This window comes from Pseudomonas sp. LTGT-11-2Z, from assembly GCF_003691445.1.
GTDB classification, from domain to species: domain Bacteria; phylum Pseudomonadota; class Gammaproteobacteria; order Pseudomonadales; family Pseudomonadaceae; genus Aquipseudomonas; species Aquipseudomonas monteilii.
In genome coordinates this window covers 1,845,037-1,867,150 of record NZ_CP033104.1, presented here as the reverse complement: position 1 = coordinate 1,867,150, position 22,114 = coordinate 1,845,037, and the positions used below count along the sequence as shown (strand labels likewise).

At 63.3% G+C, this 22,114-nt stretch carries 22 protein-coding genes; 10 read left to right on the top strand and 12 right to left on the bottom strand.

Annotated elements, in window-relative coordinates:
- Positions 1-36: 36 nt before the first annotated feature.
- The 6 genes from D8767_RS08820 to D8767_RS08795 all read right to left on the bottom strand — a co-directional run bounded on the left by D8767_RS08820 (position 37) and on the right by D8767_RS08795 (position 6,437).
- The gene (locus D8767_RS08820; protein ID WP_161775524.1) at positions 37-1,455 is read right to left on the bottom strand and encodes an amino acid permease; all 1,419 of its coding nucleotides are present in this window, start codon (positions 1,453-1,455) and stop codon (positions 37-39) included.
- 637 nt (positions 1,456-2,092) lie between these two features.
- Positions 2,093-3,160: a 23S rRNA pseudouridine(2605) synthase RluB gene (gene rluB, locus D8767_RS08815; RefSeq protein ID WP_012273579.1), complete on the bottom strand. Its 1,068-nt coding sequence runs from the start codon at positions 3,158-3,160 to the stop codon at positions 2,093-2,095.
- A 165-nt stretch (positions 3,161-3,325) separates the two neighbouring features.
- On the bottom strand, positions 3,326-4,096 hold the full coding sequence (scpB, locus tag D8767_RS08810) for an SMC-Scp complex subunit ScpB (RefSeq protein ID WP_016711861.1): 771 nt from the start codon (positions 4,094-4,096) through the stop codon (positions 3,326-3,328).
- A complete protein-coding gene (locus D8767_RS08805; protein ID WP_161751096.1) occupies positions 4,083-4,808 on the bottom strand; it encodes a ScpA family protein in 726 nt (241 codons plus the stop codon). Before D8767_RS08805 ends, scpB begins: the two co-directional genes overlap by 14 nt.
- Positions 4,809-4,933: 125 nt before the next feature.
- Complete coding sequence (locus D8767_RS08800; RefSeq protein ID WP_033723943.1) at positions 4,934-5,563, bottom strand: L-threonylcarbamoyladenylate synthase; 630 nt, start codon at positions 5,561-5,563, stop codon at positions 4,934-4,936.
- A gap of 13 nt (positions 5,564-5,576) precedes the next feature.
- Positions 5,577-6,437 (bottom strand): PHP domain-containing protein, encoded by an 861-nt coding sequence (locus D8767_RS08795; protein ID WP_016711864.1) that lies wholly within the window; start codon positions 6,435-6,437, stop codon positions 5,577-5,579.
- 67 nt (positions 6,438-6,504) lie between these two features.
- On the opposite strand from D8767_RS08795, the gene D8767_RS08790 reads away from it, so the two are divergent.
- The 5 genes from D8767_RS08790 (at position 6,505) to D8767_RS08770 (ending at position 10,137) form a co-directional block, all read left to right on the top strand.
- Positions 6,505-7,098, top strand: a complete 594-nt coding sequence (locus D8767_RS08790; RefSeq protein ID WP_016711865.1) for a septation protein A — start codon at positions 6,505-6,507, stop codon at positions 7,096-7,098.
- Position 7,099: 1 nt separating this feature from the next.
- The gene (locus tag D8767_RS08785; RefSeq protein WP_012273585.1) at positions 7,100-7,399 is read left to right on the top strand and encodes a YciI family protein; all 300 of its coding nucleotides are present in this window, start codon (positions 7,100-7,102) and stop codon (positions 7,397-7,399) included.
- Positions 7,400-7,542: 143 nt separating this feature from the next.
- Complete coding sequence (locus D8767_RS08780; protein ID WP_016711866.1) at positions 7,543-8,220, top strand: response regulator transcription factor; 678 nt, start codon at positions 7,543-7,545, stop codon at positions 8,218-8,220.
- A gap of 101 nt (positions 8,221-8,321) precedes the next feature.
- The gene (locus D8767_RS08775) at positions 8,322-8,738 is read left to right on the top strand and encodes a Spy/CpxP family protein refolding chaperone (RefSeq protein ID WP_016711867.1); all 417 of its coding nucleotides are present in this window, start codon (positions 8,322-8,324) and stop codon (positions 8,736-8,738) included.
- A gap of 58 nt (positions 8,739-8,796) precedes the next feature.
- Entirely contained in the window at positions 8,797-10,137 is a 1,341-nt protein-coding gene (locus D8767_RS08770) for a HAMP domain-containing sensor histidine kinase (RefSeq protein ID WP_122048294.1), read from the top strand.
- Between the two features lie 85 nt (positions 10,138-10,222).
- Here D8767_RS08770 and D8767_RS08765 read toward each other — a convergent pair whose 3' ends face one another.
- Positions 10,223-10,780, bottom strand: a complete 558-nt coding sequence (locus D8767_RS08765) for an NAD(P)H nitroreductase (RefSeq protein ID WP_016711869.1) — start codon at positions 10,778-10,780, stop codon at positions 10,223-10,225.
- Positions 10,781-10,882: 102 nt separating this feature from the next.
- Here D8767_RS08765 and D8767_RS08760 point away from each other — a divergent pair, with 102 nt between their 5' ends.
- Positions 10,883-12,337: a TrkH family potassium uptake protein gene (locus D8767_RS08760; protein WP_016711870.1), complete on the top strand. Its 1,455-nt coding sequence runs from the start codon at positions 10,883-10,885 to the stop codon at positions 12,335-12,337.
- On the opposite strand, the gene D8767_RS08755 is transcribed toward D8767_RS08760, so the two are convergent.
- On the bottom strand, positions 12,294-13,355 hold the full coding sequence (locus D8767_RS08755; RefSeq protein ID WP_016711871.1) for an AraC family transcriptional regulator: 1,062 nt from the start codon (positions 13,353-13,355) through the stop codon (positions 12,294-12,296). The genes D8767_RS08760 and D8767_RS08755 overlap by 44 nt on opposite strands.
- 154 nt (positions 13,356-13,509) lie before the next feature.
- Here D8767_RS08755 and D8767_RS08750 point away from each other — a divergent pair, with 154 nt between their 5' ends.
- A complete protein-coding gene (locus D8767_RS08750; RefSeq protein ID WP_016711872.1) occupies positions 13,510-13,821 on the top strand; it encodes a DUF962 domain-containing protein in 312 nt (103 codons plus the stop codon).
- Between the two features lie 24 nt (positions 13,822-13,845).
- On the opposite strand, the gene D8767_RS08745 is transcribed toward D8767_RS08750, so the two are convergent.
- A complete protein-coding gene (locus D8767_RS08745; RefSeq protein WP_016711873.1) occupies positions 13,846-14,658 on the bottom strand; it encodes a UDP-2,3-diacylglucosamine diphosphatase in 813 nt (270 codons plus the stop codon).
- 435 nt (positions 14,659-15,093) lie between these two features.
- On the opposite strand from D8767_RS08745, the gene D8767_RS08740 reads away from it, so the two are divergent.
- A complete protein-coding gene (locus tag D8767_RS08740; protein WP_016711874.1) occupies positions 15,094-15,981 on the top strand; it encodes a DMT family transporter in 888 nt (295 codons plus the stop codon).
- On the opposite strand, the gene D8767_RS08735 is transcribed toward D8767_RS08740, so the two are convergent.
- A complete protein-coding gene (locus D8767_RS08735; RefSeq protein ID WP_003259082.1) occupies positions 15,982-16,263 on the bottom strand; it encodes a SelT/SelW/SelH family protein in 282 nt (93 codons plus the stop codon). It lies immediately after the preceding gene.
- 67 nt (positions 16,264-16,330) lie between these two features.
- Here D8767_RS08735 and D8767_RS08730 point away from each other — a divergent pair, with 67 nt between their 5' ends.
- Entirely contained in the window at positions 16,331-18,514 is a 2,184-nt protein-coding gene (locus D8767_RS08730) for a patatin-like phospholipase family protein (RefSeq protein ID WP_121757739.1), read from the top strand.
- Between the two features lie 32 nt (positions 18,515-18,546).
- On the opposite strand, the gene D8767_RS08725 is transcribed toward D8767_RS08730, so the two are convergent.
- Entirely contained in the window at positions 18,547-18,984 is a 438-nt protein-coding gene (locus D8767_RS08725; RefSeq protein ID WP_016711876.1) for a MarR family transcriptional regulator, read from the bottom strand.
- Positions 18,985-19,134: 150 nt separating this feature from the next.
- Entirely contained in the window at positions 19,135-21,282 is a 2,148-nt protein-coding gene (recQ, locus tag D8767_RS08720) for a DNA helicase RecQ (protein ID WP_016711877.1), read from the bottom strand.
- 244 nt (positions 21,283-21,526) lie between these two features.
- Here recQ and D8767_RS08710 point away from each other — a divergent pair, with 244 nt between their 5' ends.
- Positions 21,527-22,114 carry a YecA family protein gene (locus D8767_RS08710; RefSeq protein WP_016711878.1) on the top strand — a complete coding sequence of 196 codons (588 nt, stop codon included), beginning with the start codon at positions 21,527-21,529 and terminating at the stop codon, positions 22,112-22,114.

The window sequence follows — 22,114 nt, the reverse complement described above, 5'->3', positions numbered from 1 at the left end:
CCTGACTTCGGGTTTTTGCATACGGCCTTGAGTTGCTTACTTGGCCACGTGACCCACAGCCCCACCGGCATTCACCCGGCGGCGCGGCTTGACCATGTAGACCACAAACATCCCGAACAACCAAACCGGCATGACATACACCGAAACCTGAATACCTGGAATCATCAGCATGATGCCGAGGATCAGCACCACGAAGGCCAGCACCACGTAGTTACCGTAGGGGTACCACAGCGCCTTGAACAGCGGCTTCTGGCCGGTACGGTCCAGGTGCTGGCGGAACTTCAGGTGCGAATAGCTGATCATCGCCCAGTTGATCACCAGGGTAGCCACCACCAGCGACATCAGCAGCTCCAGGGCATTCTGCGGCATCAGGTAGTTAAGCAGTACGGCCACGAAGGTAACGGCAGCCGACACCAGGATCGAACGCACAGGCACGCCACGTTTGTCGACCTTGGCCAGCGACGCCGGGGCATCGCCCTGCTCGGCCATGCCCAGCAGCATGCGCGCATTGCAGTAGGTACCGCTGTTGTAAACCGACAGTGCGGCTGTCAGGACCACGAAGTTCAGCAAGTGGGCAGCAACGTCACTGCCCAGCAGCGAGAACACTTGCACGAACGGGCTGCTGCCATAGCTGCCACCCGAGGCATCGATGCTGGCGACCAGGTTGTCCCATGGCGTCAACGACAGCAATACCACCAAGGCGCCCACGTAGAAGATCAGGATGCGCCAGATGACCTGGTTGATCGCTTTGGGGATCACGGTCTTCGGCTTGTCGGCTTCGGCAGCGGTGAAACCGAGCATTTCCAGGCCACCGAAGGAGAACATGATGAACGCCAGGGCCATCACCAGCCCGCTGACACCATTCGGGAAGAAGCCGCCGTGGGACCACAGGTTGGCGATGGTCGCATCCGGCCCGCCGCTGCCGCTGGTGAGCAGGTAGGCACCCAGGCCAATCATGCTGACGATGGCCACGACCTTGATGATGGCGAACCAGAATTCGGCTTCACCGAAGAACTTCACGTTCATCAGGTTGATGGCGTTGATCAACACGAAGAACGCCGCCGCAGTGACCCAGGTCGGGATCTCCGGCCACCAGTAGTGGACATACTTGCCAACCGCCGAAAGCTCCGACATGCCCACCAGGATGTACAGCACCCAGCAGTTCCAACCCGACAGGAAGCCGGCGAAGCCGCCCCAGTAGGTGTGTGCAAAGTGGCTGAACGAGCCGGCCACCGGCTCTTCGACAATCATCTCGCCAAGCTGGCGCATGATCATGAAGGCGATGAAGCCGCAGATGGCGTAGCCAAGGATCATCGACGGGCCGGCGGATTTCATCACGCCTGCCGAGCCGAGGAACAGGCCGGTACCAATTGCACCACCCAGGGCGATCAACTGGATATGGCGGTTCTTCAGGCCCCGCTTGAGCTCGCCTGAATGCATGTTTTGTCCACTCATGAACGAAGTCACCTGCATTGTTTTTATCTGTGACGGAATCGGACCCACCGCGCTCGTGGCGCAGCGGAATGGGCAAGGTGGTTACCTTGGGTTTCTTGACCTCAGGTGCCGCCGAAGCGGGTCAACCCGGCGTGATCAAGAGTGCGCGGTACGCAAAAGGGTCACAGGTAAAACGCGGCGCACTGTATACCCCTGCAAGCGCGCAGGCGTCAACGCGTTGCGCTCTTCCATCCGGAAATAACGCAGCGATCCTGTGGTATGGGCCTTCAAAGGCGGAGTGATCGGCGTACATGGCGCCTCCATTTGTTGTTTTGTCAGCCAGGCTCTGTGGACGGGCTCTTGCACACGGCAATGGCGGCTATAACACCGTGGGGACGGGGGTTTGGGCAAGGGAGGGCAAGGTGGAGGTAGCGGGTTTGGCACATCGGTGTCGGCAAGGTTTGTTTACACGATTGGGTTAAATCTGGAATCAGGGCTGAAACCGGCCACATTTGTATAAATTTCTTTACAAGCCGGTTAAAGAACTTGCCAGTCGTCAGAAAAATTCTTTTTGTTCAATATCTTGCCGTGCCCGCAATACATCGCAGGCATAAAAAAACCAGCCCGAAGGCTGGTTTCTCATCACCACGCAGGCCGATCAGCCACGCGGTTTACCGCGACCACGGCCTGCCGGCTTGTCACCTTCAGGCTTGGCCGGACGCTTGCGCATTTCGCTCGGGCGCTCGGCCACCGTGCTGCCGCGGGTGTTTTTACGCGGAGCCTCTTCACGCGGCTGACGCGCCGGGCGTTCACCGGTAGCGGCACCTTCGTGGGCCGGGCGCAGGTTGCGCACGCGCTCGCCACGGCCCAGCGGGCGGGTCGACTTGCGCTGCAGGCGCTCCATCTTGTCCTTGGCCTTGAGCTTCATGGCGGGCAGCGCAACCGGCTGCAGGCCCACTTCGGCGGCCAGGATGTCGATTTCGCCCTGGGTCATTTCACGCCAGCGGCCCATCGGCAGGTCGGAATTGAGGAACACCGGGCCGAAACGCACGCGCTTCAGGCGGCTGACCACCATGCCCTGGGATTCCCACAGGCGACGCACCTCACGGTTACGGCCTTCCATCACCACACAGTGGTACCAGTGGTTGAAGCCTTCACCACCCGGTGCCTTCTGGATGTCGGTGAACTTGGCCGGGCCGTCTTCCAGCATCACACCGGCTTTCAGGCGCTCGATCATCTCGTCATCGACTTCACCGCGCACACGCACCGCATACTCACGGTCCATCTCGTAGGACGGGTGCATCAGACGGTTGGCCAGTTCACCGTCGGTGGTGAACAGCAGCAGGCCAGTGGTGTTGATGTCGAGGCGGCCGATGTTGATCCAGCGGCCTTCTTTTGGCCGTGGCAGGCGGTCGAACACGGTGGGGCGGCCTTCCGGGTCGTCACGGGTGCAGATTTCGCCATCGGGCTTGTTGTACATGATCACCCGGCGAGTGGCCTCGGCGGCCTCCTCACGCTTGATCAGCTTGCCGTCTACGGCAATGGCGTCGTGCAGGTCGACGCGCTGGCCAAGGGTGGCCTCGACGCCGTTCACCTTGATGCGGCCCTGGCTGATCCAGGCTTCGACGTCACGGCGCGAACCCACGCCAATGCGTGCCAGCACTTTTTGCAGCTTTTCGCCGGATGGCGGGGTGATTTCGGTATCTTGCAGGTCTTGCTCACTCATCTGGGCACCTCCCGGTGTAGGAATGAAAACAGGTTTTTTGGCGACGAGTGCGCCAAAAGGCCGCGCATCATACGCGGTTCCGGGGAGGAACGCACTGGAGGGTAGAGGGTTTTGTGGGCTTTGGCTGGGGTTTCTGCCTAACGGTGGTGTATGGGCAACAGCAGATCAGGGCTGTAACTTGCCCTCTTCTTCCACCGAAGCCTCTGGTTCTTCCTCGCGCAAATCATCAAAGTCGGTCTTCAACCCTTCTTCCATGGCATCCAGCTCCACCAGCAAGCTACGGAAGCTGGTTTCCTCCTTCGGCTCAACACCCTCTTCTTCCTCCCCAAGGCTGGCATCTGCCAACGCCTGCAGGTGCGCCGGCACTGGCGCATCGTCCGGGTCGAGCACCGGCTCCGGCTCCATCTCGCGCAGCTCGGCCAAGGCCGGCAGCTCATCCAGGCTCTTGAGGTTGAAGTGGTCAAGAAACGCCTTGGTGGTGGCAAACATCGCCGGCCGCCCCGGCACTTCGCGGTAGCCGACCACGCGAATCCACTCGCGCTCCATCATGGTCTTGATGATGTTGCTGTTCACCGCCACGCCCCGCACGTCCTCGATCTCGCCACGGGTGATGGGCTGGCGGTAGGCAATCAGCGCCAGGGTTTCGAGCAGCGCACGTGAATAGCGTTGCGGGCGCTCTTCCCACAGGCGCCCGACCCAGGGCGCATAGTCCTCGCGGATTTGCAGGCGGTAGCCGCTGGCCACTTCCTTGAGCTCGAACGCTCGGCCATTGCACGACTTGCCCAGCACGTCCAGGGCCTGCTTGAACACCTTGGGTTCTGGGCGCTCGGCCTCTTCGAACAGCTCGTACAGGCGCTCCAGAGACTGCGGTTTGCCCGACGCCAGCAAGAAAGCTTCGATCAGCGACGCCAGGTCGCGGGGGTCATTCAGGTTCATCAGGTTCTTCAACAAGCGCCGGGCGGAGCCGCACGTGAATGGCGGCGAAAGGTTCATTCTGCACCAGTTCGATCAGCGATTCCTTCACCAGCTCGAGAATCGCCATGAAGGTGACCACCACGCCCAGCTTGCCCTCTTCGGCGGCAAACAACTCGACGAACGGCACAAAAGCACCGCCCTTGAGGCGCTCCAGCACCTGGCTCATGCGCTCGCGGGTAGACAGCGTTTCACGGGTGATCTGGTGGCTTTCGAACAGGTCGTTGCGGCGCATCACCTCGGCCATGGACACCAGCAACTCTTCCAGGCTGACTTGCGGCAACAGCTTGCGCACCTTGGCCTGCGGCGCCTCCAGGCGTGGCACCACCACATCGCGGCCTACCCGTGGCAATTCATCGATGCCTTCGGCGGCGGCCTTGAAACGCTCGTACTCCTGCAGGCGGCGGATCAGTTCGGCGCGTGGGTCGCCCTCCTCTTCCTCGACATCGGCCGAACGCGGCAGCAGCATGCGCGACTTGATCTCGGCGAGCATGGCGGCCATCACCAGGTACTCGGCGGCCAGTTCAAGGCGCACGCTTTTCATCAGCTCCACGTAGCCCATGTACTGGCGGGTGATTTCCGCCACCGGGATGTCGAGAATGTCGATGTTCTGCTTGCGGATCAGGTACAGAAGCAGGTCCAACGGGCCTTCAAAGGCCTCGAGGATGACTTCCAGCGCGTCCGGCGGGATGTACAGGTCCAGCGGCAGCTCGGTCAGGGCTTCGCCGTAGACCAGGGCCAACTGCAACTGCCGAGGCGCTTCGGCCTGTTCGGCCGGTGCCTCGGGCGTTTCCACCTGGCTCACGCGTTGACCAGGAACGGCGTGGGGTCGCCGCAGCCTTCGCGGATCAGCGCAGGCTCATCGCCTGTGAGGTCAATGATGGTCGACGCCTTGAGGTCGCCATAACCGCCATCGATGATCAGGTCGACATGGTGCTCCAGGCTCTGCCGGATCTCGTAGGGGTCGGTCATCGGCTCTGTCTCGGGCGGCAAGATCAGGCTCACGCTCATCAACGGCTCGCCCAGCTCTGCTAGCAGAGCCAGCACGATCGGGTTGGATGGCACGCGCAATCCAATGGTCCGCCGCTTCTCGTGCATCAGCAGCCGCGGTACTTCGCGGGTGGCATTGAGAATGAAGGTGTAAGGCCCGGGAACGTGCGCCTTGAGCAGGCGGAACGTAGAAGTATCGATCTTGGCAAACAGCCCCATTTGCGACAGGTCGCAGCACAACAGGGTGAAGTTGTGTTGCTTGTCCAGCTTGCGCAAGGTGCGCACACGCTCAATTGCGCCCTTGTCACCCATCTGGCAACCCAGCGCATAGGCCGAGTCGGTCGGATACACCACCACGCCACCCTTGCGGATGATCTCAACGGCCTGTTTTATCAGGCGCGCCTGCGGGTTCTCCGGATGAATCTGGAAAAATTGGCTCACGTAGTCGTCCTGTTCATAGCGCCAAAGGCTGTTCATGGCTGAATCGACGCCACAGAGGTGGCAAGTCCTCGGGCAAAGGCCGATAGGCACCGATCTCGCCCCAGGTGCCGGGGCCGTGGAAGTCACTGCCAGCGCTTGCCAGCAGGCCGAACTCACGGGTAAGGATGGACAGGGTGCCCACCTGCTCGGCCGGCATCATTCCGTTGACCACCTCAAGTGCCTGCCCGCCTGCCTGAATATAGTCGGCAATCAGCCGTCTGCGCTTGCTGCGGGTCAGATCGTAATGCATGGGGTGCGCCAGGCTCACCCACGCTTTGGACTGGCGCAGGGTGGCGACAGTTTCGTCCAGGGTCGGCCAGTGCTGCTTGACGTCGCCCAGCTTGCCGGCGCCCAGCCACTTGCGAAACGCTTCGCCACGGTCCTTGACGTGCCCGGCGCGCACCAGGTACTCGGCAAAATGCGGGCGCGCCGGGGCGTTGCCGCTGTCGCCCAGCTCGTGCTGCACGGCACGGGCGCCTTCGAGGGTGCCAGGCATGCCCTTGGCGGCCAGCCGTTTGTCGATTTCTTCGGCGCGCAGCCAGCGGCCACGGTGCAACGCTTCGATTGCCGCCAGCAAAGGCGGCGCGTCGAGCGGGAAGTCATAGCCCAGCACATGGATGGTCGCACCACCCCAGGTGCACGACAGCTCGACGCCGCTCACCCAGCGCATGCCCCGCTCGGTGCAGGCCTGGCGTGCTTCGGGCAGGCCTTCGATGGTGTCATGGTCGGTCAGTGCCAGCGTTTGCACCCCGTGCTCATGGGCCCGGGCAACCAGTACCGAGGGCGACAGGGCGCCGTCGGAGGCCGTGCTGTGACAGTGCAGATCAACATTCATGGAGGAGCGCTTTCGCTGGAATCGATGTTTGTTATTATGCCGTCACATCCCGATTCTGGCTGCCATTGTGAAACAATTCATCGATTTCATCCCGCTGCTGCTGTTCTTCATCGTCTACAAGCTGGACCCGCGCCCCCTGGAAGTCGCCGGCCACAGCTTCGAATTCGGCGGCATCTACAGCGCCACGGCTATGCTGATCATCAGCTCGCTGGTGGTGTATGGCGCGCTGTTCCTGCGCCAGCGCAAGCTTGAAAAGGGCCAGTGGCTGACCCTGGTGGCCTGCCTGGTGTTCGGCGGCCTGACCCTGACGTTCCACAGCGAAACCTTCCTGAAGTGGAAGGCGCCGGTGGTGAACTGGCTGTTCGCCCTGGGCTTTGCCGGCAGCCACTTCATCGGTGACCGGGTGCTTATCAAGCGCATCATGGGCCACGCGCTGACCTTGCCCGATGCCATCTGGGCGCGCCTGAACGTGGCGTGGATTGCCTTCTTCCTGTTCTGCGGCGCGGCCAACCTGTTCGTCGCCTTCACCTTCCAGGACTTCTGGGTGGACTTCAAGGTGTTCGGCAGCCTGGGCATGACCGTGATCTTCCTGGTGGCGCAAGGCGTGTACCTGTCGCGCCACCTGCACGACGACCCTTCTACCTCCAAACCCAAGGATTGACATGCTCTACGCCATCATCGCCAGCGACGTCGCAAACTCCCTGGAAAAACGCCTGGCTGCCCGCCCGGCGCATATCGAACGCCTGCAGCAGCTCAAAGCCGAAGGCCGCGTGGTGCTGGCCGGCCCGCACCCGGCCATCGACAGCAACGACCCGGGCGAAGCGGGTTTCAGCGGTAGCCTGATCGTTGCCGAGTTCGAGTCCCTGGCTGCGGCGCAGGCTTGGGCAGATGCCGATCCTTACATTGCTGCGGGCGTTTACGACAAAGTCGTGGTCAAGCCATTCAAGCAAGTACTGCCGTGATCCAAGACCGTGTCGCCTGCTTCGCGGTCTCGCCCGCGAAGCAGGCGACGCGGTAGAGGCAGTTACACAGTTGCCATCAGTCTGCGGTATCTTTGCCACTGGCGGGCCGAATAGCCGCCGTCAATGGTTGAAATGAGTGAGTCATGAGCGAGCTGTTACTGATTGATGATGACCAGGAGCTGTGCGAGCTGCTCAGCAGCTGGCTGACCCAGGAAGGGTTCACCGTACGTGCCTGCCACGATGGCCAGAGCGCACGCCAGGCCCTGGCCGAACACGCCCCGGCGGCCGTGGTGCTGGATGTCATGCTGCCCGACGGCAGCGGCCTGGAACTGCTCAAGCAGTTGCGCAGCGAACATACCGAACTGCCGGTATTGATGCTCTCCGCCCGTGGCGAGCCGCTGGACCGCATCCTTGGCCTCGAACTGGGTGCCGACGACTACCTGGCCAAACCCTGCGACCCACGTGAACTCACCGCCCGCCTGCGCGCCGTACTGCGCCGCAGCCACCCCACCGCCACCACCAGCCAGGTGGAGCTGGGCGACCTGGTGTACAGCCCTGCCCGTGGCGTGGCCAGTATCGATGGCCGCGAAATGACCCTGACCCTGTCCGAAAGCCGCATTCTCGAAGCGCTGCTGCGCCAGCCCGGCGAGCCGCTGGACAAGCAGGAACTGGCGCAGATCGGCCTGGGCCGCAAGCTGACCCTGTACGACCGCAGCCTGGACATGCATGTCAGCAACCTGCGCAAGAAGATTGGCCCCCACGCCGATGGCCGGCCACGCATCGTGGCGTTGCGCAGCCGTGGCTATTACTACTGCCTCTGAGCATCTTTACCGAGCCTTTACCATCTCCTGACTGCGCTTGACGGTGATCTCCCTAGACTGTGCTCATCCGGTAACCACCGGCCTATGAAAGGAGAGACACCATGCGCAAGACCCTTATCGCCCTGATGTTCGCCGCCGCCCTGCCGACCGTGGCCATGGCCATGCCTGACGGCGGCCCACGTCACGACGGCCCGCATCATCGCGGTGATGCGCCTTTCCATCAGCTGGACCTGAGCCGCGAGCAGCGCCAGCAGATCGGCAAGCTGATGGGCGAGCAGATGCAACAGCGCCGCGACATCACCGAGCGCTACCTGTCCAAGCTGCCGGCCGCCGACCAGAAAGCCATGAAGGACGAGCTGAAAGCCAGCCGCGACAAGACCGACAGCGCCGTGCGCAACCTGCTCAAGCCTGAGCAGCAAAAGCAGTTCGACGAACTGCAAAAGGAACGCGCCGCCAAGAAAGCCGAGTGGCAGGAGTTCCAGGCCTGGAAAGCTGAAAAAGGCACCAAGGCTCAGTAAGCTGTCTGCCCAATGCCCGGCCCGCATCACTGCGGGCCGGGCTTTTCCCGTTTAGGAGGTGCACTTGCGTTCACTGTTCTGGCGCATCCTGGCCAGTTTCTGGCTGGCCATTACCCTGGTCGCAGGCCTGTCGATCCTGTTGGGCCACATGCTCAACCAGGACGCCTGGATCCTCAGCCGTCACCCGGGCCTGAATACCTTGGCCAGCAAGTGGGCCAAGCATTACGAGCAAGAAGGCCTGGATTCGGCACAGCACTTCCTGGAACGGCGTAAAGACCGCTACAAGATCGACGTGCAAGTGCTCGACGACAGTGGCGAAGCCGTGGTGCCCGGTACCTTCCCGCGCCGTGCAGCGGCCTTCGAAGCGCGCCAGCACAATGACCAGCGGCGCCTGCCGTGGCGCAGACTGACCGAGGAATACACCAGCCCCGACACCGGCGAAACCTACCTGCTGATCTACCGCATTCCCCACCCGGCACTGGATGCCTGGCACCGCGAAAGCCTAATGTGGCCGCTCAGTGCTCTGGGCATCGCCCTGGTTGTGCTAACGTTGTTCAGCCTGCTGGTGACCCTGTCCATTACCCGCCCGCTCAGCCGCCTGCGCAGCGCGGTGCATGACCTGGGGCAGACCACCTACCAGCAGAACAGCCTGGCGCGGCTGGCAGCGCGGCGCGACGAGTTCGGTGTGCTGGCCAAGGACTTCAACAAGATGGGCGCGCGCCTGCAAAGCACCATCGGCAGCCAGCGCCAGTTGCTGCGCGATGTGTCCCACGAGTTGCGTTCCCCATTGGCCCGACTGCGTATTGCCCTGGCGCTGGCCGAGCGCGCCGGGCCCGAGCAGCGGGAAACCCTGTGGCCACGCCTGACCCGCGAGTGCGACCGCCTGGAAGACCTGATCAGCGAAATTCTGGCCCTGGCCCGGGTGGATGCCGAGCAGGCCCATGCCGAACCGGTCGACCTCAACGCCCTGCTGGGCAGCGTGCGTAAGGATGCCCTGCTCAGCGCGCCCGACCAGGATGTGCGCCTCGAGGCGCAGCCTGGGTTGACCTTGCAAGGTTGGCCGACGCTGATCGAGCGGGCCGTGGACAACCTGCTGCGCAATGCCTTGCGCTTCAATCCGGTCGGGCAGCCGGTAGAACTGAGTGCAGTGCGTGAGCAGGACCGCATAGTGATAAGCGTGCGTGACCATGGACCGGGGGCTGCAGCGGAACACCTGGCGCAGCTGGGCGAACCCTTCTTCCGCGCGCCGGGGCAGGAAGCGCCGGGGCATGGGCTGGGGCTGGCGATTGCACGCAAGGCGGCGGAGCGCCATGGCGGCAGCCTGTTGCTGGACAATCATCCACAGGGTGGATTTGTGGCCAGGCTGGAGTTGCCTGCGGCTGAGGCTGCTGGCAGTTGAGGTGATGTAAAGGCCACCGGCCTCTTCGCGGGCACGCCCGCGAAGAGGCCGGTGGCCCTGATACGACAATCAGCCCAAAACGGCGTTACTCGCCCCAGACGCTGACGAAATCAGCCGTTTCCAGAATCGGCGCCGTACGCGGCTCGGTCAGCGGCGTGCCGACATACAGGTACCCGATCAACTCCTCGTTCTCGGCCAACCCCAACCCCTTGTGCACATGGGCATCGAACGCCATGTCCCCGGTTCGCCACACCGCGCCGATACCCTGCGCATGCGCGGCAATCAGAATGCCATGCGCCGCACAGCCCGCCGCCAGGCGCTGTTCGGACTTCGGCACCTTGAAGTGATCCTGCAGCTTGGCCACCACCACAATCAGCAGCGGCGCCCGCAACGGCATGGCGCGGGCCTTGTCCAGCGCGGCCTGGCTGGCGTCGCCCTTGCTCTGCACGGCTTCGGCAAACAGCTCGCCCAGCTTCTCACGGCCCTGGCCTTCGATGGTCAGAAAGCGCCAGGGGCGCAGCTGGCCGTGGTCCGGGGCGCGCAAGGCGGCCTGGAACAGCGCCTCGCGCTGGGCAGCGTTCGGCGCCGGGTCGGTCAGGCGTGGCACGGAAACACGGTTGAGCAATGCGTCGAGAGCCTCCATCGGCTACCCTCCTGGCAGTTGAATGTGCAGCCATTCTAGCGTTTACATCACCAGACCCATAGGTAGAATGGCGCCCTTCCGAATCGAGTCAGAGCAGATCACATGGCGTTGCCGACCTTAAGGATCATTGGTTTCATCATCGGCATCTTCCTGATTACCCTCGCCGTCAGCATGGCCGTGCCCATGGCGACCCTGGTAATTTTCGAACGCACCGGTGACATGCCGTCGTTCCTCTGGTCGAGCCTGATCACCTTCATCGCCGGGCTGGCCCTGGTGGTGCAGGGGCGCCCCGAACATGTGCACCTGCGCCCACGCGACATGTACCTGCTGACGGTCAGCAGCTGGCTGGTGGTGTGCGTGTTCGCCGCCCTGCCGTTCCTGCTGACCCAGCACATCAGCTACACCGACGCCTTCTTCGAAAGCATGTCGGGCATCACCGCTACCGGCGCCACCGTGCTCAGCGGGCTCGACACCATGTCACCCGGCATTCTCATGTGGCGCTCGATGCTGCACTGGCTTGGCGGTATCGGCTTCATCGCCATGGCGGTGGCGATCCTGCCGCTGCTGCGCATCGGTGGCATGCGCCTGTTCCAGACCGAGTCGTCCGACCGCTCGGAAAAGGTCATGCCGCGCTCGCACATGGTCGCCAAGTCGATCGTGGGGGTGTACGTCGGCTTCTCGATCCTTGGCTCGCTGGCCTTCTGGTGGGCAGGCATGAGCCCGTTCGATGCGATCAACCACGCCATGTCGGCGATCTCTACCGGCGGTTTCTCCACCTCTGACCAGTCGCTGGCGAAATGGGACATCCCGGCCGTGCATTGGGTGGCGGTTGTGGTGATGATCATGGGCAGCCTGCCGTTCACCCTGTATGTGGCCACCCTGCGCGGCAACCGCAAGGCGCTGATCCGCGACCAGCAGGTGCAGGGCTTGCTGGGCATGCTGGTGGTTACCTGGATAGTGCTGGGCACCTGGTACTGGTACAGCACCAACCTGCACTGGCTCGACGCCTTGCGCCATGTGGCGCTGAACGTGACCTCGGTGGTCACTACCACCGGCTTCGCCCTGGGCGACTACAGCCTGTGGGGCAACTTCTCGCTGATGCTGTTCTTTTACCTGGGTTTCGTGGGCGGCTGCTCCGGCTCGACGGCGGGCGGTATCAAGATTTTCCGCTTCCAGGTGGCCTACATCCTACTCAAGGCCAGCCTTAACCAACTGATCCACCCGCGCGCGGTGATCAAGCAGAAATACAACGGCCACCGCCTCGATGAAGACATCGTGCGTTCGATCCTGACGTTTTCGTTCTTCTTCGCCATCACCATCTGCGTCATGGCCCTGCTGCTGTCGTTGCTGGGCGTGGACTGGATGACCGCGTTGACCGGTGCCGCCGGTACGGTTTCGGGTGTGGGCCCCGGGCTGGGCGAAGTGATCGGCCCGTCGGGCAACTACGCCACGCTGCCGGACGCAGCCAAGTGGATTCTGGCGGCCGGCATGCTGCTCGGCCGACTCGAAATCATTACGGTGCTGGTGCTGTGTATGCCGGCGTTCTGGCGTCACTGACCGCTTCGGCCTCAGCGCCCATACGGGCACGGTACTCACTCGGCGTGGCATCGAACCAGCGGCGGAATGCCCGGTAGAAGTTGCTGGGGTCGGCAAAGCCCAGCAGGTACGCGACCTCCAGCAGGGTCATGCCCGGCTGGGCCAGGTACTGCTCGGCCAATTCGCGGCGGGTGTCGTCGAGCAAGGCCTGGAAGCTGGTGCCCTCCTCCTGCAGCCGCCGCTGCAAGGTACGTTGCGACAGGTGCAGGGCCTGCGCCAGGGTCTCGCGCTTGGGCTCGCCCTGCGGCAGGATGCGGCACAGCACCTGGCGCACGCGGTGGGTAACCCGGCTTTCGGAAAAACGGGCCAGATACTCCCCGGCAAAACGGTCATGCAACACCGCCATGGCCTCGTTGGCGGTTGGCAACGGCGCCTCCATGTCGGCCCGCTCGAACACCAGTGCATCGTGCGGCGCACCAAACACCAGCGGCGAATGAAACGCCACCTTGTACGGTTCGATATTCTTCGGCTGAGGCCCCTGCACCAGCACCCGCCTCGGCTGCACCGGGCGGCCGCTGAGCCATTTGCACAGTGCCAGCGCGCAAGCCAGCGAGGCCTCGGCGCTGTGCCGCGTGGGCGGCAGGTGGTCGCCATGTACGGTCAGGATCAGGGAATAACCTTCAGGGCCAAGCACGAAGCTCAGGTCCGAGCTTTCGGCGATGATGCGCTGGTAACGCACCAGGCGCTCGAAGCCTTCGGCCAGCGTGCGGCTGGACATCAACGCATAGCCCACCACATGGAACGACGCCGGGCGTACCACACGCGCCATGTTCAAGCCGATGGCCTCATTACCCGAAAGCTCCACCGCCAGCTGCCAGAGCCGGGTCATGGAGTCCTGCGGGAAGCGGGCGTCAGGGTCGTCGAGGGCCGCGAAGTCCAGCCCCAGCTGCTTGAACATGGCCTGGCAGTCCAGCCCTTCCAGTTCGAGTGCCTTCACAATCCCTGATGCCCAGCTGGCTGACGTGGTTCTTTCGCTCATGACAGGCTTCTTTCTACCGACCGCTCCTGCGGTGAACCCCAAGGATATTCAATTGGCGCCTATTGTCACTGGTAGGCCCCGCCAATCACTCTAGACTCGAATCAGGCTCCACGCCGTGCATCTTGTCCAGAAGTATTAATCCCGGAGCACTGCCATGAACCGCACAGCGCAGTTTCGCAGTTTTGCCGAGTTCTATCCGTACTACCTGGGGGAACACAGCAACCCCACCTGCCGCCGCCTGCACTTTGTCGGCACCAGCCTGGTGATTGCCTTGCTGGCCTATACCATTGGCAGTGGCAAGTGGTTGCTGTTGTTGGCCGTGCCACTGTTCGGCTACGGCTTTGCCTGGGTCGGGCATTTCTTTTTCGAAAAGAACCGACCGGCAACCTTTACCTATCCGCTTTACAGCCTGATAGGGGATTTCGTGATGTTCAGGGATATCCTGCTGGGCAAAATCAGCCTGTAAGCAACTGGGCTGCATAGCAGCCCTCTATGCCGGTTCTCGCATCGCCGCGGCTACCTGCGCTTCCCGTGCCTGGGCATCCGCCAGGCGGTACAGCTCGATGCTGCCATCCCAATGCTCGATCAGCGCCGTGCATGACTCCACCCAATCGCCGCAATTGAGGTACTCCACCTCTCCTACCTTGCGGATTTCAGCGTGATGAATATGCCCACACACCACACCGTGAAAACCACGTCGGGTGCATTCGTGGGCAATGGCATCCTCGAAATCGCTGATAAAGTTCACCGCGCCTTTTACCTTGTGCTTGAGGTACGCCGACAGCGACCAGTAGCCATAGCCGTACCGCGCACGCCAGTGATTGAGCCAGCGGTTAAGCACCAAGGTGAACTCGTAGGCGCGGTCACCGAGGAACGCCAGCCAGCGGTGGTAACGGGTAATCACGTCGAACTGGTCGCCATGAATCACCAGCAGCCGGCGACCATCAGCGGTCAGGTGCTCGGCCTCGTCCACCAGCTGGATATTGCCCAGTATCAGCTTGGAGTAACGGCGCAGGAATTCATCATGATTGCCGGTGACATAGATCACCTCGGTACCGCGCTTGCTCATGGTCAGCAGCCGGCGGATCACGTTGGTGTGAGCTTGTGGCCAGTAGATGCCGCCGCGCAGCTTCCAGCCATCAATGATATCGCCGACCAGGTACACCCGGTCGGCCTGGTAGCCCTTGAGGAACTGCGACAGGTGTTCGGCCTGGCAGTCACGAGTGCCCAAGTGCACGTCGGAGATCCACAGGGTGCGCACACGTTGCTTGCGCGAGGGGCGGGACAGTTCGGCATGGGTCATGGGCAGGCTCCGGCGCAGTTTGCTGGAGACTGGCAGGCGTGCGTGACAGCGCCGTGGCAAAACGGTGACGAGTGATGGTGTGCAGCGAATGAGGCACAATGGCTGAATGTGGCGAGCGTTATCGCCTCGGCATGTCGAGCGCCTGCGAGATCGAGCGCCGCCCGCGCGGCGCATCGCGAGCTGGCGCTCGCTCCTACGTTTGTTTCGGGCCGATTATTCCTGCGGGATTTACGCGCGAACGCTTTGCCGCATGGCTCGATATCGCGTCGTACAATCAAGGCGGTCGCGCGCGCCTGTCACAGGCGTTACTGGCCGGAAACGAACGTAGGAGCGAGCGCCAGCTCGCGATGCGCCGCGCGGGCGGCGCTCGATCTCGCAGGCGCTGAAATGCCGGAGCGTGCGCAGAGCAAATAAAGATCTTGAGCAAGGATCACCATGAACCACCGCACCGCCCTCGGCGCCCTGCACATTGGCGCGCTGTTCTTCGGCCTGACCGGCGTCTTCGGCAAACTGGCCGCCAGCGCCAGCCCGGCAATCATCGTGTTCGGCCGCGCCGCCTTCGCCGTGCTTGCCCTGGCCCTGTTCGCCAGCCTCGCCGGCCCGGGCTGGCAACGCCTGAGCAGTCAGGACATCCGCCGCCTGCTGCTCGGTGGTGTGCTGCTGGCCGGCCATTGGGTCAGCTTCTTCATCGCCGTCAAAGTCGGCGGCGTGGCCATCGCCACCCTCGGCTTCGCCAGTTTCCCGGCCTTTACCGTCATCCTCGAAGGCCTGCTGTTCCGCGAACGCATCCGCCGCAACGAGGCCGTGCTGGTACTGCTGGTCAGCATAGGCCTGGTCCTGGTCACACCGGCCTTCGATCTGGCCAGCGAAGCCACAGGCGGCCTGCTCTGGGCACTGCTTTCCGGGTTGCTGTTCTCGCTGCTGTCACTCACCAACCGCGCCGGCTCCGGGCGCTTGCCTGCGGTTCAGGCTGCGCTGTGGCAAAACCTGGTGGTGGGCCTGTGCCTGCTGCCCTTCGCAGCACCGGGCCTGGCAGACGTGGCAGCCATGGACTGGCTGTGGATCGCCCTGCTCGGCATCTTCTGCACCGGCGTGGCGCACAGCCTGTTCGTGGCCAGCCTGGCGGTAATCAAGGCGCGTACCGCTGCCGTGGTGTTCGGCATGGAACCGGTCTACGGCATTGCCGTGGCCTGGGTCGTGTTCGCCGAAACCCCCACGCTGCGCATGCTACTGGGCGGCGCGCTGATCATCTTCGCCATCGTGCTGTCCAGCCGCCTGGCCGCCGAGCAGCCGCCCAAGCAGCCACTGCCCGAAGGTGCGTGATCAGCGGTCGTTATGGCCAAGGTCACGCTGAGGGTCGATCTGGTCACGTACCCGCTGCTTCAGCACCTTGGCCTCGGGGAAGCCGCCGTCGGCCTTGCGCTCCCAGATCTGCACACCATTGCAGGTGATGCGGAAGATACCGCCAGTGCCTGGCTCCAGGGCTACCCGGCCAAGGTCGTCGGCGAAGGTGCTGAGCAGTTCCTGGGCCAGCCAGGCGGCACGCAGCAGCCATTGGCACTGGGTGCAATAAGTGATGACGATTTCCGGCTTGCTGTCGGCCATGGTGGCGCATCTCCAGGTAAGGGGCCGCTTATACTAGCGGTCTTTAGCCCACGGTTTGAGACTCACGATGCGCCGTTTGCTGTTCTGCTTTCTGCTCACCCTCACCAGCCTCACGGCAATTGCCGCCGAACCGGCCAGGCCCAAGGTCGGGCTGGTGTTGTCTGGTGGCGCGGCCCGTGGCCTGGCCCATATCGGCGTGCTCAAGGCCTTGGAAGAACAAGGCGTGCGCATTGACGCCATCGCCGGCACCAGCATGGGGGCTGTGGTCGGCGGGTTGTACGCCTCGGGATACAGCGTCGAAGAGCTGGAAAAGCTCGCCACCACACTGGACTGGCAACAGGCCCTGTCCGATGCCCCACCGCGCAAGGATGTGCCGTTCCGGCGCAAGCAGGATGACCGTGATTTCCTCGTCAAACAGAAGCTCAGCTTTCGCGACGACGGCAGCCTGGGCCTGCCGCTGGGGGTCATTCAGGGCCAGAACCTCGCGCTGCTGCTGGAGAGCAAGCTGGCGCACACCGCCGACACACGCGACTTCGACAAGCTGCCCATCCCCTTCCGCGCCGTGGCCACCGACATTGCCAGTGGCGAAAAAGTGGTGTTCCGTCGCGGCCACCTGCCCCAGGTAATCCGTGCCAGCATGTCGATCCCCGCCGTGTTCGCCCCGGTCGAACTGGAGGGTTGCCTGCTGGTGGACGGCGGCATGGTCGACAACATCCCGCTGGACGTGGCCCGGGAAATGGGCGTGGACCTGGCCATCGTGGTCGACATCGGCACCCCGCTGCGTGACCGCAAGCAACTGGCCACGGTGGTCGACGTGCTCAACCAGTCGATCACCCTGATGACCCGGCGCAACTCGGAAGAACAGCTGGCCAGCCTGCACCGCGACGACATCCTCATCCAGCCTTCGCTGACCGCGTTTGGTGTAACCGACTTCGGCCGCGCCCGGGACATGATCGACGCTGGCTACCGCGCCACCCGCCTGCTCGACTCGCGCCTTGCCAGCCTGCGCCAGCCCGAAGACAGCAGCCTGGCCGTGGCCCGCTCGCCGCGTCAGCGTACACCGGTGATTACCGCGATCCGGATCGAGAACGACTCCAAGGTCAGCGACGATGTGATCCGCTCGTACATTCGCCAGCCGATCGATGCCCCGCTGGAACTGGACCGCCTGCAGACCGACATGGGCACGCTGTACGGCCTGGACTACTTCGACCGGGTGCAGTACCGCGTGGTGCACAAGGGCGACGACAACACGCTGGTGATCAATGCCCGCGGCCGACGCGGCGGTACCGACTACCTGCGCCTGGGCCTGAACCTGTCGGACGACCTGCGTGGCGACAGCGCCTTCAACCTGGGTGCCAGCTACCGGGTCAACGGCATCAACAGCCTGGGTGCCGAATGGCTGACCCGTGGCCAGATCGGAGACCAGCAAGAGCTGTACAGTGAGTTCTACCAGCCGCTGGACGTGGGCTCACGCTACTTCATCGCACCGTACCTGGACTTCGGCTCGCAGAACATCGAAGCCACCCTGGACAACGACCCCATCGCCGAGTACCGCCTGGAGCGCTACGGTTTTGGCCTGAATGTTGGCCGGCAGATCGGCACCAACGGCGAAGTGCGCCTGGGCGTAGGCAAGGCGTGGGGCGAGGCCGAGGTGCGCATTGGCGACCAGGACCTGCCCAAAGTCAGCTTCAACGAAGGCTTCTACGAGCTGAAGTACTCGTTCGACACCCTCGACAACGTGTACTTCCCCCACAGCGGCGAGGACATAGGCCTGACCCTGCGCAAGTACGACAAGTCGCTGGACTCGGACCAGGATTATCGGCAGTGGTTGTTCAACCTGGACAAGGCCATCAGCAGCGGGCCGAACACCTTCGTGCTGGGCGGGCGCTACGGGCGCACGCTGGATGACGCCGAAGTGGTGACGTCAAGCTTCGTGATCGGTGGCGCACGGCAGCTGTCAGGGTTCCGCCAGGACTCGGTGTCGGGGCAGAACGTGAGCCTGATGCGCATGGTCTACTACCGTCGGCTGACGCCACGGGCCTACGTGCCGCTGGACTTCCCGCTGTACATTGGCGGGTCGCTGGAACGTGGGCGGGCGTGGAACAACGACAATGAGTTCGACAGCGGGTACATCAATGCGGCGAGTATCTTCCTGGGGCTGGAGACGCCGCTGGGGCCGCTGAACTTCAGTTATGGCACCAACAGTGCGCATGAACAGGCGGTTTACCTGAACCTTGGGCATACCTTCTGAACAATGGGGCCGCTTTGCGGCCCCAAGGGCCCTCAGGATTTCTCGAGGTTGGCCAGAATCTTCGCATGCACCCGCATGCACACCTGCAAGTCCGCCTCATCCACCCCGGTAAACAGCTCCACCCGCAGTTGATTGGCAATGGTCTCGATCTGGTCGATCAGTGGCTTGGCCGGCGGGCACAGTACAATCTTCTTCGCCCGCCGGTCCTCCAGCACCGCCTGCCGACGTACCAGCCCTTGCGCCTCCAGGCTGTCGAGCAGGCGCGCCAGGGTCGGGCCTTCAACGCCCACGCTCTGGGCCAGCTCACGCTGGGTCGGGGCCTCTTCGAAACGGGCCAGGTGCAGCAACACCAGCCAGCGCGCCTGGGACAGGTTGAGCCCGGCCAGGCGGCGATCCAGTTCGGCACGCCAACCCCGGGACATCTGGGCCAGCTGCATGCCAAAGCGGTGTTGGTTGTCGGTCAGGGGCATAAGGAACTCATTGAATAGATCTAATTATTAGGCAGCTAACCATGGCCGGCGCCACGAGGCAAGGCTCGGGTACGCGGGCGTGTACGATAATCGTCAAAAAGCATGACAAAGGTCAGCAGATGGCGCTTCTGCCTTCGATTCTGCCGCCGTTTACAGCTCGAACTCCGCCGCCAACGCTGCACGCACGCAATACAGCACGCCCTCCGGCACCCGAGCGCCGAACAACGGCGCAATGGCCGACACCGCTGGCAGCTCGCCTTCGCCATCCAGGAAGGCGTCCTGCACTTCCATCAGCAGGTCTTCCGGCAGGTCGAGGGCCTGGTCCAGGCTCAGCTCCTGGCGGCCCAGTGCCTCGGCCAGCAGGCTATACACGTTCTTCTCGCTGCAGTTGAGCTGCCCGGCGATCTGCGCCGGCGTCATGCCGGCGCGCGCCAGGCTAACCAACTCGTGGCGCAGGTCGAGCACCACTTTCGGCGCCTCGTCGGTGCCGCCACTGTTGTTCAGCACTTCGAGGAATGCCTGGCCATAGCGCTCCAGCTTGCGCGCACCCACGCCGCTGACCTGGGCCATGTCACTGAGGCTGACTGGCTGGCTGCGCAGCATTTCCAGCAACGTCGAGTCGGGGAAGATGACATAGGGTGGCACGCTGTGCTCCTCCGCCAGCTTGCGCCGCAAGGTACGCAGCGCTTCCCAGAGCTCGCGCTCTTCGGCACGCACCAGCTGGCTGGCCGGGCTGCCGCCGCTGGAGGACGAAGCCTTGGCCGTGGTCTGCGGCTTGAGGTCGCGGCGCAATTGCAGGGTGACCTCGCCACGCAGCAGCGGCCGGCAGCTGTCGGACAAGCGCAAGCCGCCATAGCCCTCCAGGTCGATATCGACCAGGCCCCGCGCCACCAGCTGGCGGAACAGCGAACGCCACTCGACCTCGGCCAGGCCCTTGCCAACGCCGAAAACCGACAGCTTCTCGTGGCCGAAATTGCGTACCTTCTCGGTGTCCTTGCCCAGCAACACATCGACCAGGTGGCCGACACCGTAGCGCTGGCCTGTGCGGAACACCGCCGACAGGGCCTGGCGGGCCGGCTCTGTGGCGTCCCAGGTCTGGATCTTGTCGACACAGTTGTCGCAATGCCCACAGGGCTGTTCGAGGGTTTCATCGAAGTAGGCCAACAGAGACTGGCGGCGGCAGCGGGTTTCCTCGCACAGCGCCAGCATGGCATCGAGCTTGTGCTGCTCGATGCGTTTGTGGCGCTCGTCACCCTCGGAGTTCTGCAGCATCTGCTTGAGCATCACCATGTCCTGCAGGCCGTAGGCCATCCAGGCATCGGAGGGCAGGCCGTCACGGCCGGCACGACCGGTTTCCTGGTAATAGGCCTCAAGCGACTTGGGCAGGTCGAGGTGGGCAACGAAGCGCACGTTGGGCTTGTCGATGCCCATGCCAAACGCAATGGTGGCGACCATGATCAGCCCCTCCTCGTTGAGGAAGCGGTGCTGGTTAGCCGCGCGCGTCTCGGCAGCCAGGCCAGCGTGGTACGGCAATGCCGGGAAGCCTTGGTCACAGAGGAAGGCGGCGGTTTCGTCGACCTTCTTGCGCGACAGGCAGTAGACGATGCCTGCGTTGCCGCGGCGCTCGCCCAGGAAGGCCATCAGCTGCTTGCGCGGCGCTTCCTTGGGCACGATGCGGTAGAAAATGTTGGGCCGGTCGAAGCTCGACAGGAAGCGTTCGGCGCCTTGCAGGTGCAGGCGCTGGACGATTTCCTCGCGGGTTCGCATGTCGGCGGTGGCGGTGAGCGCAATACGCGGCACATGCGGGAACAGCTCGGCCAACTGGCCCAGTTGCAGGTATTCGGGGCGGAAGTCGTGGCCCCATTGCGAGACGCAGTGGGCTTCGTCAATGGCAAACAGCGAAATGTCCAGGTCGCGCAGGAAGTCGAGCATGCGCGGCTGCACCAGGCGCTCCGGCGCCAGGTACAGCATCTTCACTTCGCCACGGCGCAGGCGCCCGGCCAGGTCACGCTGCTGCTCAGGTGTCAGCGTGGAGTTCAACGCAGCCGCCGACACGCCCAGCTCGTCAAGGGTGGCAACCTGGTCATCCATCAACGCTATCAGTGGCGAAACCACCACCGTCAGGCCGGGGCGCAGCAGCCCCGGTACCTGGAAGCACAACGACTTGCCGCCGCCGGTGGGCATCAGCACCAAGGCATCGCCGCCGTTGGCCACGCATTCGATGATTGCTGCCTGGCGCCCTCGGAAACTGTCGTAGCCGAAGATGTCCTTGAGAACGCGCTGAGCCTGTTCGAGCATGTGCAACTCCAAATCGCCGTACCATCCTGGAAACAGGCTGGACGAAAAACCCGCCCCGCACACGCCAAAAGCGTAAGCGGTTTTTGCCAGGCGACCGGTAAACCCTGCCCCTGGATGAAAAACCGCGGAGTATACCGCAGCACCGCACCGCGCAGGGCACCACGGTGATAGACGTTCCCTTTGCCCCGCTGCCGCTGCAAGGTGCTAGAATTCGTTATCGTTTATTCCCCAAGGTAGCCCTGTAATGTCCTTCGCCGAGCAACTGACCCGCCTGCAAGCCTTCCTCGACGCCGACGAGCTGCACGAAGAAGCGCTGGACTATGTCGCCGCACACGGCTACCTCACCGCCCTGTCGATCAACGCCGAGGATGTACCGGAGCGCGAGTGGATCGACGCCCTGTTCGCCGAAGAGCCGCACTACAGCAGCGATGCACAGCGCACTGAAATCGAGGCGACGCTGGTTGCCCTCAAGGCGCACATCGCCCGCCAGCTGGCCAGCGACGACGAATTCGAACTGCCGTGCGACCTGGACCTGACCGACGAGCCGGACGATTCCGACCTGCGCGGCTGGTGCATCGGCTTCATGGAAGGCGTGTTCCTGCGTGAAGAAGCCTGGTTCGAGAACGCCGAAGAAGAAGTGAGCGAGATGCTGCTGCCGATCATGGTCGGCTCGGGCCTGTTCGACGAACAGCCAGAGTTCGCCGACATCGCCAGCAACGCCAGCCTGCAGGACGACATGATCGTACAGATCCCCGAAGCGCTGACCGCGCTGTTCCTGCTGTTGCACGCCCCTGACGAAAAACCGGCGCTGCTCAAACCACGCCACCACTAA